This window comes from Pseudoalteromonas sp. S3785, assembly GCF_005887365.1.
In the GTDB taxonomy this organism is placed as follows: domain Bacteria; phylum Pseudomonadota; class Gammaproteobacteria; order Enterobacterales; family Alteromonadaceae; genus Pseudoalteromonas.
Genome location: NZ_PNCT01000008.1, coordinates 43283 through 61254, shown reverse-complemented (window position 1 = coordinate 61254; position 17972 = coordinate 43283). Strand labels below are relative to the sequence as shown.

Genomic DNA, 17972 nt, shown 5'->3' with positions numbered 1-17972 from the left:
AAACTTTTAGCGGTGTTTTGCAGTTAAAATTGTAGGTGGCTTCAACATTATGATGATCGTGCTCATCGTGCTCATCGTGCTCATCGTGCTCATCGTGCTCATCAAGTTCACTATGACTGTGAGCAAGCGAGTTTTCGGTGCTTTGTAAAATACACTGCCCTTTTATATCAATAGCATGGTTACTATTTTTTAATTGCTGAGCAAGTACATCAATGGCATTTTCATCAGATGCAGTAGTAGCTTGGTGCTCAAACCCCAGCGCATCGGCAGCCGGAATAATAAACTGCATTTGCAGCACATTGCCCTCTTGAGCAATAAGTAACTCACCTTCCCCATGCACATGCACACGCTTTTGCGCATGAGCACTAAAACCCAACCCTAATAGCAGGGCAATACTCAGCCCTTGAGTAACCAATTTCATAAACTAACCCTTACCTAAATAGAGCTAAACATATCACTTGTTATAATATAACATATTGATAGTATCCTAAAAAGATAATAATTAAGGGCGTTTAACTAGTTATTAAAAGGGGTTACAGAATCAACGCGATCTAATGTTTAAAAAGCTTTATTGTTAAACGTGGTTGTTAAAGGGTCGTAATTACGGGGGTAAGTTTAGTTATCGAAATTGATTAATAGGATTCAATTTTGACAGCCGTGTATGTGCCAGTGTAGGTCGGATAAGCGAAGCGGCATGCGACACAGTAAAATACCTTGCGGATTATTATCAATATTTTATGTTGTTGAATGGCTGGAGAGTGCTGTGAGTTCAACCACTCGATGCAACACACTGATTAAATCGCTCCGCAGGTGTTTCGTATTCCAGTGTTTTCCGCGGCCTCTCATTAAGTTGTCTGGCAACTTGGTTTAATCTTATCTGAGAATGCTCATTTAAGTTAGTTCCTTTTGGAAAGTATTGTCTTAATAGCCTATTTGTATTTTCATTGGAACCGCGTTGCCAAGGTGATTGTGGGTCGCAGAAATATACTTGAATATCTGTAGCTAGAGTAAAGTCTTTATGATTAGTAAGCTCACATCCTCTGTCCCAAGTTAATGATTTATAAAGCTCTGCAGGCAACTTATTAGCTTGTTTAATCAACGCTTCGATTACTGGCTTTGTTTTATTACTAGGTACTTTCACTAACATTACATACCTAGAGTGCCGCTCAACTAGAGTCGCGATAAAACTGTTTCCTGAGCCTTGGATCAAGTCTCCCTCCCAGTGGCCTGGAACAGCTCTGTCTTCAACATTTGATGGCCTTTCACTAATTGGTACAGCGTCAACTATCCTTCCTAACCCTTTACCTTTAAGAGTGGCGTGTTTTGATTTCCTGACTACCCGCTGCGTCCTTAAGTGTTTTTGTAGCTCTTTTTTTAAGGCGCCGCGGGTTTGTATATATAGGGTTTTATATATTGTTTCGTGCGACACATTCAAATCCTCATTATTGGGATATCTCCGCCTAAGCCAACCAGAAATTTGCTGAGGTGACCATGCAGATTCCATCTTTTGAGCAATGATTAAACATAATTCTTTGTTGCCATACAGCTTACAAGGCTTAGGGCGTTTGGCATTTTCCCAGGCAATTTTGTCAGCTTTACTCGCTCGATATTTTTTAATCCCGCCGTGGCGGTTTACTTCGCGGCAAATAGTGGAAGGAGAGCGATTAAGATATCTCGCTATTTCTCGAAGTGACTTACCTGCTGCTAACCCTCGTGAAATGTCTTCTCGCTCTGCGAGAGTTGGTGTCGTTGGTGAGCGTTTGGGCTCAAGCGGCCGAACACCACCTGTTTTATGGATAATACCTAATATAGATGAATGGTATCGATCAAATAATCTTGCTATATCATGCGCACTATCACCGCGCTGATATCGAACCCAAATTAACCTTCTTTGTTCTGCATTATAATAAATACGCTTTCTCTGTTTCATGTAAACGCTCCTTTAACTAATAATAAGGATAGCGTTGCATTCACCAGTTGAACTCACAGCTCTTTACCGAAGTTCGACTGAGTAATTAGAGTGGCTGTCTAGTTTAGTTTGTGGTAAAGCTTTCCTATAAGTCCAAATATCATAAGTTATCTAGGACACATCGACTTAGCTGAAAAACTCCATAGATAATGTTTAATTTCGAATCCGTAACTCATAGAGTAATAACGCTCCAGCTAACTAAGCTTTTTTATACGATTTTTTTCAGCTTGATACCGAACTCATTTTCTTTAAGTTGTGCTTGATATAACGGTATAGAATGACCAACAAGTTTTTTTATAATATCTATATCCAAATCAGATGCGCGAGCCCCAAACGTTATTGATAATATTTCTCCCGGAATAGGATAAACTTTTCCACCATCAGCTTGAAAGTTTCGCCACTCTCTTTCATAACTCCAATGCTCAGACTTTGTATATAAAACACGCATCAAAGACTTTTCATGACCATCCTTTGAAAGAAGTGATTTAACATTCATTGATGGATAATTTTTAGTATATGCAACCTTTCTAGTAACTTTTGAATTACCTAGTTCATTTGAATTATTTCGCTCGAACTCGATACAAACTCCTTTGTGATCATCAGCATAGTGAGACCACATTAATATATCTTTTTCATCTTCAGCTAAGGATAAAATACCAAAATCTTTAAGTTCCTTTTTAAAAGAATCAATGTCACCTGTTAGGTCTTTTCTTGTGTAAGCAAGAACCTCATTTGGATTTTCATTAGGAAACGCCTTTTTGATTTTATCCTGATCGTTAGCTTCGATTATAGCTGACGAGTTCTTAAAGGAGCACTGTGTATCAAATGGATCATTAAATGATTCTGGCTTTGGATAATAAATCCTATTATTTGCGATAATATCTAAAGTAAAATTATTTAATGGTTTGTATTTAAACAGTGATTTTATTTCTGGATTATTCATTTTCGACAGACTCTCAGCTGTGCCCAATCACATAACAGCTTATTGAACACCATTTTGGAGGTTTATAACACACCAAAGCGGCGTATATTACATACTCCGATAATTTCACCAATAATTACCTTTGTAAACAAGTAATTAAAAAATAAACTAAAAAATAAACTAGACATCCATCCTAAATTTGCACTTTCTAAGGCTAATGACTAAATTTCAGTTAGTCTAAAAAGTGAGCAGGTGTTTTATGGCTATTGCAAGAAAACGCCAGGTAAGTTTGGTTGATACAAAATATTATCACTGTATTTCACGGTGTGTTCGTCGTGCCTTTCTGTGTGGTGAAGACCACTTTACAGGCAAGTCTTACGAACATCGACGAAGTTGGGTTAAAGATAAGCTACTTGAATTAGCAGCGGTATTTTGTATTGATGTATGTGCTTACGCAGTAATGAGTAACCATACCCATTTAGTATTGTATGTTGATGATAAAAAAGCAAATAGGCTGAATGATAAAGCGATTATTATTCGCTGGCATACACTCTGTAAAGGCACCGTATTGACGCAAAAGTACATACAGGGTGAAAAGCTAAGTAAAGCTGAACTTATCTTTTTTAATAAAACGGTAAAGGAATATCGAGAGCGCTTATCAAGCATCAGCTGGTTTATGCGGTTATTAAATGAAAACATTGCGCGCAGAGCGAATAAAGAAGATAACTGCACAGGACGATTCTGGGAGGGGCGCTTTACGTCTCAAGCATTATTAGATGAAGCCGCACTTGCCGCCTGTATGGCGTATGTAGATTTAAATCCTATTAGAGCTAAAATGGCTAACACCCCAGAAGAGTCAGACCATACCAGCGTCCAAGAACGTTTAACAAATGCAAAGGATGGCAAACAACCAAAAAAACTACTTCGCTTTGCAGGCATGCCACGCCAAATAATGCCAAAAGGACTCCCGTTTGAGCTTAAATCGTACCTTGAACTTGTTGAATTAACAGGACGTTGTATACGAGAAGACAAGCGAGGGTATATTGAAAGTACACATTTGCCTTTACTAGACAGGGTGAATATCTCCCCAGAAAACTGGTTAAAGCTCACCACACAATTTACGCGCGTATTTCATGGCGCAGTAGGCAGGCCCACTTCACAAGTAAGTTACTGTGAAAATTTAAACCGAAAGCGACGAGCGAATATCAGTAATTGCGAAAAGCTACTCGCATAAGACGTAAACTTCTTAGTAAGAAATTAAAACTATAATTATGCAGTTATTCTCATGCGTGTAATTTAGGTTTAAGGGCGCTAATGACTTACTAAATGGATGAAATTAAAATAACCGAGTAGGAAAGGTAAATAATTAACCTAAAAGTAGATTTTATGGCACAGTTTTATTTTTTAATTGAAGTGGCTGTCTAGTTTAGTTGCAATTGAAGTGGCTGTCTAGTTTAGTTGCAATATGTTAGCGGTTATTAAAATTAATAGTTAACTCATCATAAGTAGGTCGCTAATTTTAAGAGATAATAGTTATAAAATTAAATTTTTCAGCCGCGTATGTGCTAGTGTAGGTCGGATAAGCGAAGCGCCATCCGACACAGTAAAATACCTTGCCAATTATTATCAACATTTTATGTTGTTGAATGACTGGAGAGTGCCATAAACGAACACTCAAGCGTAACTCGTTTCTGCCCCAAAATGAGTTTTAAATACTATTTAAATCAATAAGCGATTCCAATACGAATAAGCCTCGCTATGAATGCGAGGCTCACAAACGATTGGGTTTTTACCACTAAATCAGAATTATGGTATACAGCATCGTTTATATTTCTTACCACTGCCGCATGGGCAAGGGTCATTTCTTCCTACTTTTCTGCCTTCTATCTGTGGCTGCTTACCAAAGGAAATTGTTCTTACGTCTTCTATGTGATGCTCTGGTGAAATAGGCTTTAGATCCGCAACTAATCTATCCATTTCATCTGATTTGTTCCACTTACCTTCGTGGTATGAAGCGAATCGGAATTTATCTTTAGTTGGGCTAAAACAACATCCAACCCAAGATTCTGCTTTGCATGTGTATTTTCGCTTCTCACAATGTGTCACTAGTTTCTTGTAGGCAGTATCATTCTCATCTTCATTACAATGGACAGTTAAACCAGTTTTTTCCTCTAACAAGGGAAGTGATATATCATGGTGCTGTTGATCTTTTTTAAACTGAGCAATCATCTTTGAAATAGCTTCATTGAGTAGAACGATACTATTACCACTCATAGATAGAAGCTGTAATCCTAGCTTCTGAAGACAATAATCTGCCGAAAACTCAATCTCATCGATAATTCTTCCAACATGAGACTTTCTAGGAAATGTGAGAAAACCTTCGGGAGTTTTCGGGCCATCATGGCCATCTCTTCTGGCTAACATGGCCAATTCAAGATCTGTGGAAATATCATCGTCAAGCATAACTAGTGTCGGATCTTCCTCAAAATATAAGTTTTGCTTGATGTAAGTTGAAAGAATTACTAGTTCATGATTAGAAAGGATTGAATCACCATACTCACTCCGTTTGAGAAGGTAATCGAGAACCCAGAGGGGAGATGGTAGCATTTCCGTAATCATATCTACTAAGAACACATCCATTACATAGGGATGTTTTATTACATTGGTTGTTTGATATTTTAGAAAGTGTCGCGCTTGCGCAGCAAGGGCTGGGAAGTGGTCTGATACGATACAAACAGGAAATATCGCCTTGAAATCTGATTGAATATTAACTTCTTTGCCAGATTCGTCTTTGAAAATATAACCTTCTTTTTGCAAGAGTTTGCTACACAAGTCAGCTTGGTCATAAGCGTCTTGAATCGCTTTCTTAAAATCGTCTTCAAGCTGCTGACTATTACCTTTACGAGCTTCAATCGTCAGCTTCTTAGACTTGGCTTGCACTACTATCGCGAAACGACCAAATGTGACTAAAACGTCAATCTCACCAGCTTTGTCTTTACCATCGAAGATATCGATATTGGTTAAAACGTTCTCTTCGCCAAATAATAATGCTAGGCGTTCTGCTGTAAAATTTTCAGTAAAAGCACCTCTGTGTTTGCTTGCAATAGACTTGTAAGCTTTGTCTTCGTTAAACCAAAAGAATGGGCTTTCATAAAGAGCTTCCCATAAACTGTAGGCTTGAAAACTGACGAAGGTGTCTTCACCAGTTTTTATTATAGGAAACGCATTCTTATGATTAAAATCATCTACAGATTTAAAGCATTGCATTCCTTCTTCAGGGTTGGCTGATAAAGCTGCGATCACAGCCTCGACAACCTTCTCGCCTAAACCACTTTGTGTTACAACTTCAGAGATGGTAAAAATGAACATAGGTAGGTGGTATGGCAATGGCCAGCTTTTCGCTGAAGAGGCTAATTGATTGGCTTTTTCTAGTTGAATTTTTTCTATAGCCGAAATGACATCAACTGCTTGAGAGATTTTGAACCCTTTGTTTGCCTCAAGCCAATCTTCATCAAGAGAATATCTACGCTTGGCTAAATCTCTATATTGATGTTTAAAAACCCCATCCCCTCCGTAAAAAATAGCTTCTCGCATAAATTGATTTTTATCACTATTTGGGGCTAGTTCTCGCATGAACTCACCAAAATTAGGGATATCATCACCAACCTTTTCGGACAAGTCAGCAAAGTCTAGTGGTGGATAAAAGCTATGATGTAATTCATCAAGAAGATGCCAGACATGTTCCGCTCTTTCTTTTAATTCATCTAAGCTCAATTGCTTATCTCTGAATCCGCTTTTACACGCTAAACCAATGAGTGTTGAAAGCTCAGTTCTGGATAAGCGAGTTCTATCAAATGCCTGCGCGAAGGCTTCAGCGTCCAACTTTCCACCAGAAAAATGAATAAAAGTGTCTTTACAACAGAAAAAAGCTATAACCTCCCAGAAACCTTCTTGGGCAGCAATTACCTCTAGTTCATCAAAAATTTCTTGCTCAGTTCTCATAGTATTCCGTGATATGTATGGTTACTTATACCCAATTTAACACATACTGAAGCATATCAATTAGATGAAGGCCTTGTTTTTCATTAGTTACTTTAATCAATAGCCACGGGGTTACAGCAATTATACAAACTCGTTTCTGTCCAAAAACGAGTTTACCCGACCGTCTGCTCCTCGCCCTTAACTGTCTATCAATTGCACTCTACAATGCGTTATTTGCTCTTCTTTACTTATTTATTTTGTCCTGTTTTTGGCTGGCTTAATACGGATTATAAATATATGATATTGATAATTATTTGTATTAACAGGTTTTAAAAGGTGTGTATGAAAAAGTCTATGTTAACTCTGGCGTTAGTTATGGGTTTGAGTGGTTGTAGTACAACCACTGTGCTGCCCGATAAAAGCTCATCGCTGTATTTCTCAGCACTTTATAATGCCAAAGCAAAGGCTGTTAGCTCTGTATTATTAGAGCCCACGCTATTAAATGCCGATGTGGTTTTAGTAGGTGAATGGCATACGCACCCGGGCGTGCATTTATTTCAGGCTGAGTTATTTGAGCAATTAAGCAAAAGTAATAAACGCACTACCCTTTCGCTTGAGCAGTTTAGCCGTGCCGATCAGCCTATTTTAAACCAGTACATTAAAAGTGAAATTGGTGAGCAGTATTTAATTGATAACACCCAAGCGTGGCCTAATTATAAAAGCGACTACCGTGCGCTTATAGAGCTGGCAAAAACGAACAATAGCGATGTAATAGCTGCAAATGCGCCTAAAAATATTGTTACGTGTATTGGCAGGCAAGGCATAAGTTACCTCAATAAACTTGATGATAAACAACGCCGCTACATTGCAGCCACTATTGATACGTCCCCCAGTGATTATAAACAACGCTTTATGACCTCAATGCACCACGGCTCGGTGAGTCAAAACGAAAACTATTATGCTGCGCAAGTTACCTGGGATGAAACCATGGGTGAGTCTATCGTTAACTATTTAAATAATCATAAAGATGCGCAGGTAATGCATATAGCGGGCGATTTTCATGTAAAAAATGGCGAAGGTATAGCACGTGTTATTAAGCGTCTAGCGCCAGAGTTAAATGTTGTTTGGGTATCGCCGGTAACAAGTGTGCAAGCTAATCAAAGTGGGTACCAATTGCAGGTTAACCCTTTGCCTACTCGCTATGTACAAAAAGAACATCAACAAGCGGCTTTTAAGGCTTTAGCCAAACGAGGCGAGCAAACAGCTTGCTTATGAAACAACGACATAGTTAGTGAATCTCTTAATCAGAGTTCAGGTTAACTATGTCGTCATTTATTTATTTAGTCACTTCGAGCTTGGTTAGTTAACGCAACCAGCGCTTTACGTACCTCTAACGGGCTGTTGCACTGGGTTTTAAAGTTAATAAAGTAGTTACGCTTTTGGCTTTGTATATAAAAACCTGTGGGTAATAAGCCGCTCATTATTGGGGTGTTATCAGCAACGTTATAGTGCTGCATTAATATGAGCGACATAGCATCTTGATGATCGTCGTTCATATGGCTTATCATGCTTTGCTGCTGGTTTTCGTCCCAGTTTTTTGCCTCGCCTTGCCATTCGTTTTGTTCAAGCCAAAATATTTTTCCAAAGCCGCCAATGTAGCGCACGCGCACTACGTCTAATTGCCATAACTGAAAGTCGTGCGCGTTGCGATAGCTAGCGGCTTCGGGATATAGGGCAATATAGTTATTAAGTAAAGTGTGTGCGTGCTCACTTGGCACAACAGAGCCATCCCCTACAAGCGTTACTCGCCCGTGCTCGTTTTGATCGCCGTAGTCGGCAGCATCAAATACGGTAAGGCTCATGCGAGAGTCGTGCTTTAGGTTTTTAGTGTGCTGGGCTATATCGCTAATAAAAAAGTAAACACGGCCTTGTTCGTCGCACATATAAGGGGTTACTGATCCAAACGGGTAGCCGCGTAAATTATTAGAAATAGTCGACATAACACCGGCATTGGTTTTGTAAACCAAGGTGCGTGCATCGTTTAATGCTTGCTCTCTCATAAAAACTCCTGACGTTGAGAAAAAACCATGGGTGCATCGTTATAAGGATGAGGATTTACATGCAGTTTCATGGCGTACATTTGTTGTAAGTTTTGTTCAGTTAATACGGTGTTTATAGGCCCGCTTTGCAGCACTTTTTTGTTGTGCAGTAAAATAGCATCGGTTGCATAAAGGCTGGCCAAATTTAGATCGTGTATTGCAATAATGGCGCTGTTACCCTGCTCCACAAACGCTTTAACGCAGCTGAGCAAAGCATGTTGGTGGCGCATATCAAGTGCTGATGTAGGCTCGTCGAGCAACATGAGTTTTGGCTCGGCCGATTGTGTAAAGGCGTTTAGCTGCGCTAAAGTACGCGCCATATGCACGCGTTGTTGCTCCCCGCCCGAAAGCGCACTTACGCGGCGAGTTAAGTAATTACTTAAATCCATAATTGCGGCGTATTTATGTACTTTTTCGCTTTGCATTTTTAATGACTCTACATACGGGTAGCGGCCCATTGCAATAAGCTCAAATACAGTAAAATCAAACCCTACGTGGTTTGCTTGCATCATCACCGCGCGCTGTGTGGCTAGGCTTTTTTTAGCGTGAGAGGCCAATGGCTTGTTATTAAAAAGTACACTACCTGTAAAGGCATGCATACCCGCTAAGGTATGTAGCAAAGTAGACTTACCAGCGCCATTTTCACCAAGTAGTGCAACAAGTTGCCCTTGTTTAGCACTGCCATTAATGGTGTTTAAAACGCTATGGTTGCCAAAGCCAACGCTTAGATTACTAAACGCGATCATGACCAACCTCGCTTATTTTTAACGATTAAATAAATAAACAATGGCGCACCTAAAAGCGCAGTAATAATGCCAATAGGTAGCTCTGCAGGCATAACGACTAAGCGTGCTAACCAGTCTGAAAGTAGCAATACTACTATGCCAATTAACATACAAAGCGGCAGCATATTACGTAAATGCGGCCCCACCATTAAGCGGGCAATATGCGGGACTACTAAACCAACAAACCCTATTAAACCAGTAAGCGCTACAACCGCACCTACCCCTAAGGCTACAAGTATAATTACATATAATTTAAGCTTATTTGTGTCTACTCCTAGGTACTGAGCTTGTGACTCGCCAATAAGAAGTAAGTTCATAGGATTTTTTAAACGCCACAGGCCAATTAGGCTAATAAGCAGTAATGGCGCAGCTTGAATAATTGTGCTCCAGCTTGCTCCGCCTAATGAGCCCATGGTCCAGTAATTTATTAATCGTAATGCGCTGTCGTCGGCAAAAAAGCTCAGTAGCCCAATAACCGCAAAGGCTAATGCATTAATAGCCACACCCACTAATATAAGTGTGGTTATATTTATTTGCCCCTGCTGCTTGGCAATAAAATATACCAGCGAGGTAACCCCAAGCGCCCCTAAAAACGAGGCATAAGGTAAATACAGCTGAGCGTTAAAATTAAACTGCGCGCTAAGTGCAATAAATGCTACTGCAACCATGGCCGCACCCGCACTAATGCCAATAATAGATGGGTCGGCCAATGGGTTGCGGCACAGTGCTTGCGTTGACGCGCCTGTTTGGGCAAGCACCAATCCTACAAGCACAGCAAGCATAAAACGTGGCAAACGTATTTGCATAACCACATTAATTTGCAGGGCATCAAACTGATTAAAGTACTCGGGCGCAAGCCAAGCAATGGCTAAACGCCAATCCCATCCGGCAGGCCCGTACCCTATGCTTAGTAGCGCCAAAGCAAAAATAAAAACAGAGGTTAATAGCATCCATTTATGGGGTTGGCTAAGTGTTATAGGCACAAAGCGACTTAACGTTAGGGTGTTCATAAGTGGGCTTTGTACTCGTTAAGCTCACTAATTGCTGTGGCAATACGCGGCGACATGCCAAGCGAAAGCAAGCTATCCATTACAAGTAAGTTACAGCTTTGCGCGGCTTTTAATAACCGTAGTGTAGGTTGCTCACAAAATGCCTGCTTACCGCCAAGGCTTTGCACAACATGCTTTGGTGCAACTAAAAAGTCAGGTTGATTTACAGCAAGTACTTCATTATTAATTGCTTTAAAGCCTGAATGTGTAGCACCTATATTGGTAATACCTGCATAGCTAAATAATAAATTAGGCACGGTTTCTTGCCCTGCGGCAACAAGCCCGCGCTCATTAGCTGAGAGTAAAAATAGCGCACGGTGCGTTTGCGTTTTTGCTTTTTTAGGCAGCGTTTTAGTAATTTGAGTAATAAGTGACTGTGCTTTTTGCTTGGCATTTAAATCGTCACCTAAGCGCTTTATTAGCTCAAGTAGCTCATTAACTGAGGTGGGCTTTTTATAATGAATGAGCTTAACCCCTGTTGTCTCAATTTGTTTAAGCGCTTGGCTTCGCCCTGCGCCTTCAAGTGCTAGTAAAGTAGTTGGGCGCATAGAAAGTACGCCTTCTGCTGCTAAATCTCGGTAATAACCCACTTGCGGTAATTGCGTAGCTTGTGGCGGGTACATGCTAGATTGATCAACCGCTACAAGGGTACTTTGTTTGCCTAGCGCATAAATTATTTCTGTAAGGGTGCCGCCCGCGCTAATAACACGCTCTTGTGCAAGTGCAGGTTGGGCTATTAAAGCAAACAATACAAATAGGTATTTCATTCCATACTCCGGTTTTATTTTTTGGCTATTATAACTAACAAAATCTAAATGAAAATGATTATCATAACCAATTGATCTTAATTTGACTTAGTTGTAACATTCTCGCCATAAATAATAATTATTATCATTTGGAGTTGATATGAATCCCTCTGCTTTTAAATTTACTGCTATAGCAACCTTATTACTTGGCTCGGGCACTGCATTTGCCGAAAACATAATTGACGATCATATTGTTGTGAGCGGCTCTCGCTTTGAACAAAAACTTAAAGATGTAACAGGCTCAGTTACTGTTATTACCGAGCAAGACATAGAGCGCCAGCTAGCTGTAGATTTACAAACCATGTTTAAATACGATTCAAGCATTGCAACCACAGGCAGTGGCGCAGGCGCGCAAACACTTACCGTACGTGGTGTTGGCGGTAACAGTGTTGTATTTATAAAAGATGGCCGACGCACTAACGATGGCTACGCAGGCGGAGGGGGTTATTTAGTTGGCCGCAATTACTTTGATGTAGCTGGTGTAAAACAAGTAGAGGTCGCCAAAGGTGCTGCATCATCTTTATATGGCTCTGACGCATTGGGTGGCATTGTGGTTATAACCACTAAAGACCCCAGTGATTATTTAAAAAATAACAGCAGCTTTGTAAAAATGGCACTGGGGTATCAAGGTCAAAATAATCAAGTTGCCGCTGATATTACTGCTGCCAAAGATTTAGGCGATTTTGCAGTAGGCGCGGTTTATAGCCACCGCGACAGTGAAGAAGTACAAAACTATGACGAAAACTTACCCGGTTATGATGCAAAATCGGATGCTTTATTAGTTAAATTTGAGCAGCAACTTGATGAAAAGCGCACACTTAAATACACCCTTGATTACTTTAACCAAACAATTGAGCAAGTTATTACTCCTGCCGTTCAAGAAACCGAAGAAGACGACACTAACTGGTCGTTGGCGCTCGATTATCATTCAGAGGTAGCAACTGCTGCGTTTGATAAATGGCACGGGCAAGTGTCTTACAGTAGTTACGAGCAGCAAAGCGATCAAATTAGCGGCGCAAGCACTTACACCGATTATAACGACTATCGTTTTGAGCAAAATATTTTAGGCTTAAAAGCGGTGTTTAATAAAGGGCTAAAAGGAGAAACCACCGATCATGAAGTGGTATACGGGGTTGATATCGACTTATACGACACCACCCGCCCACGTTTTAAAACACGTATTTTAGCCGATGGCACCGTTGATTTTACAGATCAAAAACAAAAAGCATTCCCTGGGGCTGATACCTCTTTAATTGGTGCCTACGTACAAGACAGTATTTCGTTTAAAAACAGCGCGTGGTCGGTTATTGCAGGTGTACGATATGATTACTACACCCTAGAGGCTAAAAATGATGAGCTATACGCCGATGCACAGCTTGATGATATTACCGAGTCGGCTTTTTCGCCTAAGCTAGGTGTTATTTACCAAGTGGATGATAACTTATCGTGGTACGGGCAATACGTACGAGGCTTTAAAATACCGCCGCACGACCAAGCCTATCAAAGCCACGGTGTTGAGCCGTTTTACCAAATATTACCAAACGCCGATTTAGACCCAGAAAGCAGCGACTCATTTGAGCTTGGGCTTAGATACGCAAGTAGTGATTTTAGCGTGAACTTAAGCGCGTTTTATGCAGCCTACGATGACTTTATAGAAACCGCCGTAGTGGGTGTTGAGCCAACGTTTATTCCTGGTGTAAACAAAACGCTGTATCAGTATCAAAATATTAGCGAAACACAAATAAGCGGTGTAGAAGCAGGAATTGCCATGTATGTAGCCGAAAATATACTACTAGAGGCAAACGTTGCTTACGTTGATGGTGAGAATAAAGAAACCGATCAGCCACTTACCAGCATTAGCCCGTTAAACGGCTCAGTATTGTTAAGTACAGAACTGGGTAATATTAACTGGACCGCTGCATGGCGTTTAGCTAAATCGCAATCGGATGTGGTACTTGATGCAAACGGCGATAAAACCACACAAGGGCATGGCTACGGTATTGTTGATTTATACGCAAATTACGAGTGGCAAGCGTGGCAGCTAAATGTAGGTGTACTTAACTTGCTTGATAAGGAATATGTACCCTTTGAGCTAATTGCAGGGCAATCTGCAAGTGCTGATTTTAGCCAATACACGCAACCTGGGCGTAACTTTTCAGCCAAAATAAGCTATGAATTTTAATTAGCGTTTAACGTACTAAATGACATAAAACGCTGCATAAAGCTGTAGCGTTTTATGTTTATTTTGAAATAACACCCATCTTAATTTTGAGTTTAAACGGTGTTTACTCCAACAATTGGCAGATGAAATAGCCCTGCGCATTATTGTATTTAGATTTAGTTAAAATGACACCCATTTTAATTTATCGGTATTAACTGGAATAATTATAAGGTGACACCCATCTTAACTTTTCAATCGATTGATTGGGTTAACGACCTAAGCTTATAAACTTAACAAGACACCCACTTGAATCTGGCAATGGCTAAAGTACAAAATTAACAGTGGGTGTCACTGTAAACTTTTAGCTCTTTATCATCTTAAACTTACTAAATAGTTACACTTTATAAAACTGTAAAGTCTCGGGTTTCTAAATAACTCGGCGCATTTTTAAAACAGGCCTCTAGCTTACTTTTAAGTGCAGTATTTATCGCAGTATTACACTTTAACTCTGCGTTATATTTACCATTACGCAGAGGTACTAAGCTTATCGAGTCATAGCTTGGCTTGCTTTGTATTTTATGAATTACTAAGCCTTGCGTTGCAGAAACTTTTATTAAATCAAACTCTGCTTTTTTGGGTTTAGTTATAGCGAGTTTTTTCACATATAACGGTTTTTCAAAAGTTAGCTTTGTTGAAAACAGTGCGTTGCCACCGCGCTCAAAATGCCCGTTAAATACAGTTACATTTAAGGTGGGTGTCTTTTTACTTATTAATAAGTTCAAATCAAATTTGGTGGGTAAAATAGTGATCTGTTCTTGCTCGGTTGCTGCTTTTTTTAAAACACTTTTGATTGTATTAAAGTGGGTGTCACTTGTAGTTACTTCATACACTATTTGGTAGTCGTGTGGAGGGGCGTATAACGGCATGTGGCTAGCCAGTACTTTATCGCCCGCTAATATAAGTGCCATACCATGAAATCCCACGTAGCTGTGGGTTTTGTGTTGATGTGTATTTGCAAGCGCTGTGCTCGACAATAAAATAGCAGTATGTATTTCATGTTAATTCTCAAAAATAAATATAGCGCTACTATAAGCTGGTTTTTATGTATAAATAATCGATAATAAGTAACTTGTTGTTTCCTTTTAATCAATACGGCTTGGCACATGCACATAGATGACATTGAAAAAGTAATACATATGGCGGGTTCGCAAAATCTGCATACAACCGCTAAGCATTTTAATATTACCCCAGGAGCGCTGTCTAAAACGCTAAAAAAGGTTGAGGTAAACTTAGCCACAGAGCTGTTTAACCGTGTGGGTAAAACCTTAGCGCTTAATGATAAAGGCAAAGAGTTTGTTAAGCACAGTAGTGATTTAGTTCATAATTACCAGCAGCTTACTAGTCGTTTTAAAAGTGATAATCATAAATTTAATGCGGTTATTGCAGGCCCAGCGATTTTACTTAAAAGTGGCCTTAAAAAGCTGCTTACACCTCTTAGTAGCCTACCCTGCTCGGTGCGTATTAATAATGTGTTTGAAGGTGAAGCCATAAATCAAGTGGCATCAGGCTCGGCGCATATTGCGCTAGTGACTCGCGAGGCACTAAATAATAGCTCACATAGTAATTTATTGGCGGTTGATGTATTTAATACTGGGTTTAGTGTGGCTGCGCACGCTTCGCATCAGCTAGTTCAAAAAGGGGTATTAACGCTTAATAAAAAACAATTACTGCAGACGGCTTTTGCATGCCCTTTGTTTTCACCCCTGTGCGGCCTAGAGCAAGGAATAGGCTCCGACGGCTGGCAAGATGATATTGCACCGCGCAATATTGTATTTAGATGTAGCGATTACAGTGCGTTAATAGAGGTTGTGCAAAGTGGCTTGGCGTTGGCGTATTTTCCTAACTTTGTGATTGACGATTTAGGGCTTACAAAATTAACTGTAAAGGGGGTTAACAGTCACTACAGTGAAAGCATTGTAATGATATACAAACCTTCAAAGGCTGATGGTTGGCTTAATAAACTTATGCATTCTTTATAAAAAAGCGCTTAAAAATATAAAGCGCCTTAACCACTACATTAAGACGCTTTAGGATGAAAACTTTAAGTTGCTAGCTATTAAAAATTATAAGCTAACGACATTTTAAATTGAGTTGGCGCACCTGGGTAAACCCATAAAGCGTTGTAGCTGCTTTCGGCGTAATCTTCATCAAAAATGTTATTAACACTGATATTAAGCTCGGTTTGCTCGGTTAAGTTTACGTTGCTAAACAGGCCGACTAATTGGTAGCTTGGTAGCCTAAAACTTAAATCGGCGGCATCACCTAAACGGCTACTTGTGTATTGGTAACTTGCGCCAAACTTTAGCTCTTTGCCCATTAATGCTGTTTGATGGCTAAGCGTAAGGTTGAGGTTGTTTTTTGGCACATTAACCAGCGGGCTGCCTTTTTTAATTGGTACGCCCCAATCGGCATTAATAATGTCGTTTGCTGTGGTGGCATCTATATAGGCGTACGATAAGTTAAACGCGGTTGCATCAGTAATATAGGTGTTTAAATCAAGCTCAAACCCTTTGCTATCGGCTTTACCAATAGGGGCTGAAAAACCGACGTTTACAGGGTCTGCCACTAACATATTGCTTTTAGACGCGTCAAAAATAGCCACAGTACCGTTTACGCCTAGGTACTCAAACTTAGCGCCAACTTCAAACGAGTCGCTGTACTCAAAGCCAAACGGGTCGCCACTTGCATCAGTGCCACTTAGTGGTAAAAAGCCTTCTGAGTAGCTGCTGTATAACGTTAATGCATTACTTAGCTCGTATACTACGCCAACACGCGGGCTCACTTGGCTTTCAGAGCTGGTTGAAAACACGCCGCTGTTGGTTTCTAAAATGTCTTGGTCAACGCTGTCAAATCTTAGGCCAACTAACAGCTTAAATTTGTCGGTAATATCCATTTGGTCTTGAACATAAATACCGTATGCGTTTTGCTCTTCGTCGTTTTCGTAAAGTAAGCTAACTGCTGGGCGCTCAACATCGTAATTTGGCTCAAAAATATCAACAGTATAAGTACCATTACCGCCACGGTAGCGTGAAAGCGCTGTACGTAAATCGTATTTATATGCATCGGCACCTATTAATAAGTGGTGCGTAATGCCTGCTGTATCTACACTGCCGCTAACTTCAAATTTAACGCTTGTGTCTTCTACTTCGTAGTCGCGATAGCGCTGTTGGCGAGTAAGTGTGCGGCCATCGTCAAATAACGATTGGCGCGACGGCGAAAGTTCAGCATCCGACGAAAACCCCGTTAATGTAGAGCTGCGGTAGTTTGCACCTAAAACTAACGACCATTCGTCATTAATGTCGTGATTTAACGTAATTTGGTGACCGCGCGAATACACCTGCGTGTCGCCATCGTTTGGATTACCTAAATAGCGTGAGTTTGGTACGGTGTTAAAATCGTTATTAAGTACTACAACGCCACGGTCAAATAGCTGGGCTAAATCTACGTATTCAAACTCATACGTTACACTGGTCGATGCGTTTATTTGATGATAAACAGACGGCGTAATCACCTTTTTATTGGTGTACACCTCATCGCGGTAGCTGTCGCTATCTTGCCACGCGCCATTTATTCTAAACGCAGTGTTATCGTTAATGCCGCTTGTGTAATCGCCTTCAATACGGTTAAAGCTGTCGCTGCCTAAGCTTAGTTTTAGCTCACCTTGAGAATCAAACTGTGGCTTTTTAGTTACAATATTAACAGTACCGCCGGGCTCTGAGCGCCCATAAAGTGCTGAACCTGGGCCTTTTAATACCTCAATGTAATCAATGTTAGATACATCACGCGGGCCGCTAAAACCACGCCCACCGCTAAAGCCATTAATTAAATAGCCCGATGGCATGTTTTCGTTACCCGAAAGGCCACGAATAGAAAAGCTATCCCATAATGCACCGCTGTTATTTTTGCGAGAAATACTCGCCGAAAAATCAAGCGCGTCTTGTAATTCAGTAATGCCTTTTTGATCTAACGCGGCGCTGCTAACACTTACAATTGACTGCGGCATTTGCTTTTGAGGAATGTCGCCACGGTATGCTTGTTTATAAGTAACCGATATTTTTTCAATTTCGTCGGTTTGTGCTTGAGCAAGTGTTTGCGCACTAATGCCCAAACAGGCTAAGTAAATTAAAGAGTACTTCATGA

General features: G+C 40.3%; 14 protein-coding genes. 4 read left to right on the top strand and 10 right to left on the bottom strand.

Features of this window, described 5'->3' with window-relative positions:
* From CWC17_RS02925 to CWC17_RS02915, 3 genes are all read right to left on the bottom strand, one after another.
* Nucleotides 1-421 (bottom strand): ZrgA family zinc uptake protein (locus CWC17_RS02925; protein ID WP_138612051.1); only part of this gene is annotated, 421 nt, incomplete at its 3' end.
* 348 nt (nt 422-769) lie between these two features.
* Nucleotides 770-1930, bottom strand: a complete 1161-nt coding sequence (locus tag CWC17_RS02920) for an IS30 family transposase (RefSeq protein WP_138612050.1) — start codon at nt 1928-1930, stop codon at nt 770-772.
* Between the two features lie 247 nt (nt 1931-2177).
* Nucleotides 2178-2912 carry a DUF2971 domain-containing protein gene (locus CWC17_RS02915; RefSeq protein WP_138612049.1) on the bottom strand — a complete coding sequence of 245 codons (735 nt, stop codon included), beginning with the start codon at nt 2910-2912 and terminating at the stop codon, nt 2178-2180.
* A 238-nt stretch (nt 2913-3150) separates the two neighbouring features.
* On the opposite strand from CWC17_RS02915, the gene CWC17_RS02910 reads away from it, so the two are divergent.
* Nucleotides 3151-4125, top strand: coding sequence for a transposase (locus tag CWC17_RS02910; protein WP_138612048.1), 975 nt, complete (start codon nt 3151-3153; stop codon nt 4123-4125).
* Between the two features lie 572 nt (nt 4126-4697).
* Here CWC17_RS02910 and CWC17_RS02905 read toward each other — a convergent pair.
* Nucleotides 4698-6893 (bottom strand): nuclease-related domain-containing protein, encoded by a 2196-nt coding sequence (locus tag CWC17_RS02905; RefSeq protein WP_138612047.1) that lies wholly within the window; start codon nt 6891-6893, stop codon nt 4698-4700.
* Between the two features lie 321 nt (nt 6894-7214).
* Between CWC17_RS02905 and CWC17_RS02900 the strand changes: the two genes are divergently transcribed.
* Nucleotides 7215-8147 carry a ChaN family lipoprotein gene (locus tag CWC17_RS02900; RefSeq protein ID WP_138612046.1) on the top strand — a complete coding sequence of 311 codons (933 nt, stop codon included), beginning with the start codon at nt 7215-7217 and terminating at the stop codon, nt 8145-8147.
* Nucleotides 8148-8212: 65 nt separating this feature from the next.
* On the opposite strand, the gene CWC17_RS02895 is transcribed toward CWC17_RS02900, so the two are convergent.
* Genes CWC17_RS02895 through CWC17_RS02880 form a run of 4 tightly spaced genes read right to left on the bottom strand, consistent with a single transcriptional unit; the run spans nt 8213 to nt 11572 of the window.
* Nucleotides 8213-8932: a HugZ family pyridoxamine 5'-phosphate oxidase gene (locus CWC17_RS02895; protein ID WP_138540113.1), complete on the bottom strand. Its 720-nt coding sequence runs from the start codon at nt 8930-8932 to the stop codon at nt 8213-8215.
* Nucleotides 8929-9717, bottom strand: coding sequence for a heme ABC transporter ATP-binding protein (locus CWC17_RS02890; protein ID WP_138612045.1), 789 nt, complete (start codon nt 9715-9717; stop codon nt 8929-8931). The genes CWC17_RS02895 and CWC17_RS02890 overlap by 4 nt, the downstream gene beginning before the upstream one ends.
* A complete protein-coding gene (locus CWC17_RS02885; protein ID WP_138612044.1) occupies nt 9714-10766 on the bottom strand; it encodes a FecCD family ABC transporter permease in 1053 nt (350 codons plus the stop codon). Before CWC17_RS02885 ends, CWC17_RS02890 begins: the two co-directional genes overlap by 4 nt.
* Nucleotides 10763-11572 (bottom strand): heme/hemin ABC transporter substrate-binding protein, encoded by an 810-nt coding sequence (locus CWC17_RS02880; RefSeq protein ID WP_138612043.1) that lies wholly within the window; start codon nt 11570-11572, stop codon nt 10763-10765. The genes CWC17_RS02885 and CWC17_RS02880 overlap by 4 nt, the downstream gene beginning before the upstream one ends.
* Nucleotides 11573-11711: 139 nt before the next feature.
* Between CWC17_RS02880 and CWC17_RS02875 the strand changes: the two genes are divergently transcribed.
* The gene (locus tag CWC17_RS02875) at nt 11712-13793 is read left to right on the top strand and encodes a TonB-dependent hemoglobin/transferrin/lactoferrin family receptor (protein WP_138612042.1); all 2082 of its coding nucleotides are present in this window, start codon (nt 11712-11714) and stop codon (nt 13791-13793) included.
* Nucleotides 13794-14173: 380 nt separating this feature from the next.
* Here CWC17_RS02875 and CWC17_RS02870 read toward each other — a convergent pair whose 3' ends face one another.
* A complete protein-coding gene (locus CWC17_RS02870; RefSeq protein ID WP_249935881.1) occupies nt 14174-14740 on the bottom strand; it encodes a hypothetical protein in 567 nt (188 codons plus the stop codon).
* A 195-nt stretch (nt 14741-14935) separates the two neighbouring features.
* On the opposite strand from CWC17_RS02870, the gene CWC17_RS02865 reads away from it, so the two are divergent.
* Nucleotides 14936-15811, top strand: coding sequence for a LysR substrate-binding domain-containing protein (locus tag CWC17_RS02865; RefSeq protein ID WP_138612040.1), 876 nt, complete (start codon nt 14936-14938; stop codon nt 15809-15811).
* A gap of 77 nt (nt 15812-15888) precedes the next feature.
* On the opposite strand, the gene CWC17_RS02860 is transcribed toward CWC17_RS02865, so the two are convergent.
* The gene (locus CWC17_RS02860) at nt 15889-17970 is read right to left on the bottom strand and encodes a TonB-dependent siderophore receptor (RefSeq protein WP_138612039.1); all 2082 of its coding nucleotides are present in this window, start codon (nt 17968-17970) and stop codon (nt 15889-15891) included.
* Nucleotides 17971-17972: the final 2 nt, after the last annotated feature.